The organism is uncultured Alistipes sp., assembly GCF_910580175.1.
Lineage (GTDB): Bacteria > Bacteroidota > Bacteroidia > Bacteroidales > Rikenellaceae > Alistipes.
In genome coordinates, this window is the sequence record NZ_CAJTXD010000009.1 from 2,495 (window position 1) to 5,634 (window position 3,140).

The 3,140-nt window shown below is 56.2% G+C and carries 4 protein-coding genes and 1 pseudogene; all 5 read right to left on the reverse strand.

What is annotated here, in order from left to right; genetic code table 11:
• Nucleotides 1-42: 42 nt before the first annotated feature.
• Complete coding sequence (locus tag QZ298_RS08560; protein WP_296008098.1) at nt 43-375, reverse strand: hypothetical protein; 333 nt, start codon at nt 373-375, stop codon at nt 43-45.
• A gap of 5 nt (nt 376-380) precedes the next feature.
• A complete protein-coding gene (locus QZ298_RS08565) occupies nt 381-998 on the reverse strand; it encodes a hypothetical protein (protein ID WP_296008101.1) in 618 nt (205 codons plus the stop codon).
• A gap of 3 nt (nt 999-1,001) precedes the next feature.
• Complete coding sequence (locus QZ298_RS08570) at nt 1,002-1,952, reverse strand: hypothetical protein (RefSeq protein ID WP_296008104.1); 951 nt, start codon at nt 1,950-1,952, stop codon at nt 1,002-1,004.
• A 22-nt stretch (nt 1,953-1,974) separates the two neighbouring features.
• Entirely contained in the window at nt 1,975-2,610 is a 636-nt protein-coding gene (locus QZ298_RS08575) for a DUF6046 domain-containing protein (protein ID WP_296008107.1), read from the reverse strand.
• A pseudogene (locus tag QZ298_RS08580) lies at nt 2,610-3,140 on the reverse strand (hypothetical protein); the annotation flags it as partial. The gene QZ298_RS08575 and the pseudogene QZ298_RS08580, both read right to left, overlap by 1 nt.

The following is a 3,140-nucleotide window of genomic DNA, read 5'->3' on the forward strand; positions in this document are numbered from 1 at the left end:
GAACCGCACTCCTGGACGGCTATGTCCAGGAGTGACTGCCTGCTATGAATCGTACTCCGCATCGATTGTCAGTTTGTTATTGTTTAAATCAAGTTCTACAGTCTTCACTTTCATGCCGTCGGTCTCCAGCTGCAGGGCGATTTCCCGACGCCAGCCCGTCTCCTCGTTGTCGCCGAGCAGATCCGAAATACCGACGCCGAGCGTCGGGTACTCCTTGAATTCCCCTTTGGAGGCCTGGAGAATCAACGCTTGGTTCTGAAAAGTCGCGGTGCCGATCTCCAGTCCCCGGACGATCAGCCCCGTGCCGTCGCGCTGTGCGGATATCAACAAATCGCCCGTCATGGGGTCGAGCAATATTCCTGTACTCTTTGCCATCAGTATCAGTGGGTTATTTTGCTATTTTCCAGGTCTTCAATTCGGATCGCCGCGGCAGACATTGCAGTCTCGAACGCTGTTGCGCCTGTCGCGCCGTTGGCTGCGGTGCCGGCACCGACGGAGTTCAATCCGGAGGAGACGGCCTGCTTCAGTTGCTCGCAGTAGCTTTTCAAACTTTCGAGCGATCGCTCCAGCGCCTCGATCTTGACCAGCCCGCCGTTGTCTCCATTATTGAACGTCACCTTGCTATCCTCGATACGCATCCGACTGCTGCCTACCTCGACCGTCGCGCCCTCCGCGTCAGCCATGAGGGTGGTCTTGCCCTGGTGGAAACGGACCGATTCGACCTCGGAATAGCCGATGGCGCACAACTCGCGCAGGTTGCCGCACGAGAGGTCGGCCACCAGGATGATACTTCCGCGGGCCGGAACGACAAGCAGCCCGTTTTCCGAACCACTGGGGATAGACGAGAGGCGGATGTCGGGGAGCTCGAAGTCGTCAATCTTCGCCCGGCACAAGTCGCCTTCGACCCCGACAACCTCCATCAGCCGGAAACCGAACGAAGGCTTGTCCGTGCCCGCAATAGAGCGCAGCAGGCTCCGTATCTGTGTCGTCTTGTCCATTCTCTATCCGATCTTTTTGCCTATGGTTATCTTCCGGCTTCCGCCGGTGGAGGAAAAAGCCGTCTCTACAGCCACCACGTAGTATTTCCCTTTCTTGTATTCGTAGTCCGCATCGCGCAGCTCCACGATATCCGTCGGCTCGATACGTGGCACGAGCCATCCCGTAAAATTCCCTTCATAGCCCGAATAAGCACGGATTTTCAACTCCTCTTCGGCCCGGCGTTCCAGCGTCGCCTTGTCCGATACGCCCGGCAACTTGATGGTGAACTTATCGCCGCCGGGCGTTCCTTTGGTGACTTTCACCGCTTTGCCCATGGAATCAGTTCCCTCGACGGTCGCGATGAATTTCCGCTTCCGGGCATCTTTGTACTTGAGATCGGATTTCTCGATGTTCATTCCAAAGTCGTAAATCACCGTTCGGCCCGTTTCGGCATACTGCGGATGGACATGGAGCGTCGAGCTGCGCAGGTAAATGTTGGCGCGGGTCTCCTCCTGCACCTTCTTCAATACGTCGAACCCCGTAGCTTCGTAGATGGTGAATTTGTCATAATTGAACTCGTAATCGCACGAAAGTGTGAACCCGTCCAATTCCCGGAGGACATGCTCCAGCAGTTCTTTCACGCTGACGGACGTAAGCACGGTATTTTTCAAATCCCGGCGGAACTTATAGATTTCGTCCTCGCAGCGGATCTTGACCGAACCGTCATCCGTGGCGATGCTTTCGACATAACCCTCGAACTCCACGGGCAACTCCTGCAGGTGGGCATCGTAGCCGAAGCGGATGTGCACGGCATCGCCTTCCTTGATTTTGCTCTCGACCTCCAGCGCCCGGTTGTAGGCCGCACCGGGCAGCGTGATCGTGGCCGTGTCGGCCAGGTTCTCCACGCTGCACGTCACGACGACGCTTTCCAGCATCGTGAGCCGGAAAGAGCCGATCGTTATGTCGAAATCCATTGCGAACATCGTTTGAACGCCGTTAAATCGATATTAGAAGTTCCGCGGGGTTATCGCTGTAGGCCTTGATCTCATAGTTTTGGTTGTTCATCCCTTTGGTATGGGGAAACGAAGCACTTTCGATGGCCAGGTAGTGGATGCCAAACAGCTGGAGAATCTCCTGCTCGACCTCGACGGCCTGCCGTTCGTCGAATAGCTCTAACAGCCTGCGGAGTTGGTTTTCGGGGTATTTCGATTCGTCGGCACCCGACACGACGCCCCGAATCGTCACCTCGTAATCATCCTGGCTCCACCGCTCCTTGATCGTGCCGCCCGTTCTGGACTTGGCTACCTTGCGCCGGACGATGGTATTCCGACCGCTAACCGATACCAGCGGCTCCAGCGGCAGCGTGAACCACTGCTTGTCAGCGGGGCGCTTTAAACGCATCGGCATGACCGAATGGATAACGCCCGAGGCTGTATAATCATCCAGGATTTCACCGGCATCGTACACCCGGGTGATGATCTCCTCCTTTCGGGGAATGAAGAACGGCGGAACGGCACCGTAACGCCCCAGCGCTTTATTGATCCTTAGCTGCGCTGGATCGAATGGGTTGCCGCTATACCCAACATCCACTCGGGGGACAAACTGGCCCAAATTGAATTCTACCTTTGCCATTACAATGCGGAATTAGCCATTTGCAACACGCGAATCAGAGCGCTCTCCAGGTCGTGCTGCATCTCGTCTCGGTTCTGTTCGTAACCGCCCTCGAAGACCACCTGCTCAATTAGCGAGCGTAGGTTGATGTTAATCGATGTCGATCGATTGCCGCCGGTAGCGATTGCCGAAGCAGTACCGGTACCGGCTGATCCATTACCGTTGTCGGTGTTGCCATTCGGATTGCCTACTCCCATCGAGACCATGCCGGGTACGGCCGGCACTTCGATGCCGAGTTTTTTCTTGAATCCCCCGACCACGTTACCCAGGGATTTCTCGGAGTTCCACGACATGTTGATGCCGGCCAGCGATTCCTTAGCTTTGCGGGCATTTTCAGCCACCTTTTTCGCTCCGTCCACGATGGCCTGTTGCCGGGCTTCGACGTCGGCATTGATCTTCGCAATGGCCGCCTGGTTCTCTGAGCTGTCGCCGATGCCGCACGCCTCCTTGAACTTGTACCAGCCGAGTTTGATTTTATCGAGGCCGATCAT

What these genes read in the sequence shown, in the direction of transcription:
- QZ298_RS08560 (WP_296008098.1), bottom strand. Translation starts at nt 375, where the DNA reads ATGGCAAAGAGTACAGGAATATTGCTCGACCCCATGACGGGCGATTTG.
- QZ298_RS08565 (WP_296008101.1), bottom strand. Translation starts at nt 998, where the DNA reads ATGGACAAGACGACACAGATACGGAGCCTGCTGCGCTCTATTGCGGGC.
- QZ298_RS08570 (WP_296008104.1), bottom strand. Translation starts at nt 1,952, where the DNA reads ATGGATTTCGACATAACGATCGGCTCTTTCCGGCTCACGATGCTGGAA.
- QZ298_RS08575 (WP_296008107.1), bottom strand. Translation starts at nt 2,610, where the DNA reads ATGGCAAAGGTAGAATTCAATTTGGGCCAGTTTGTCCCCCGAGTGGAT.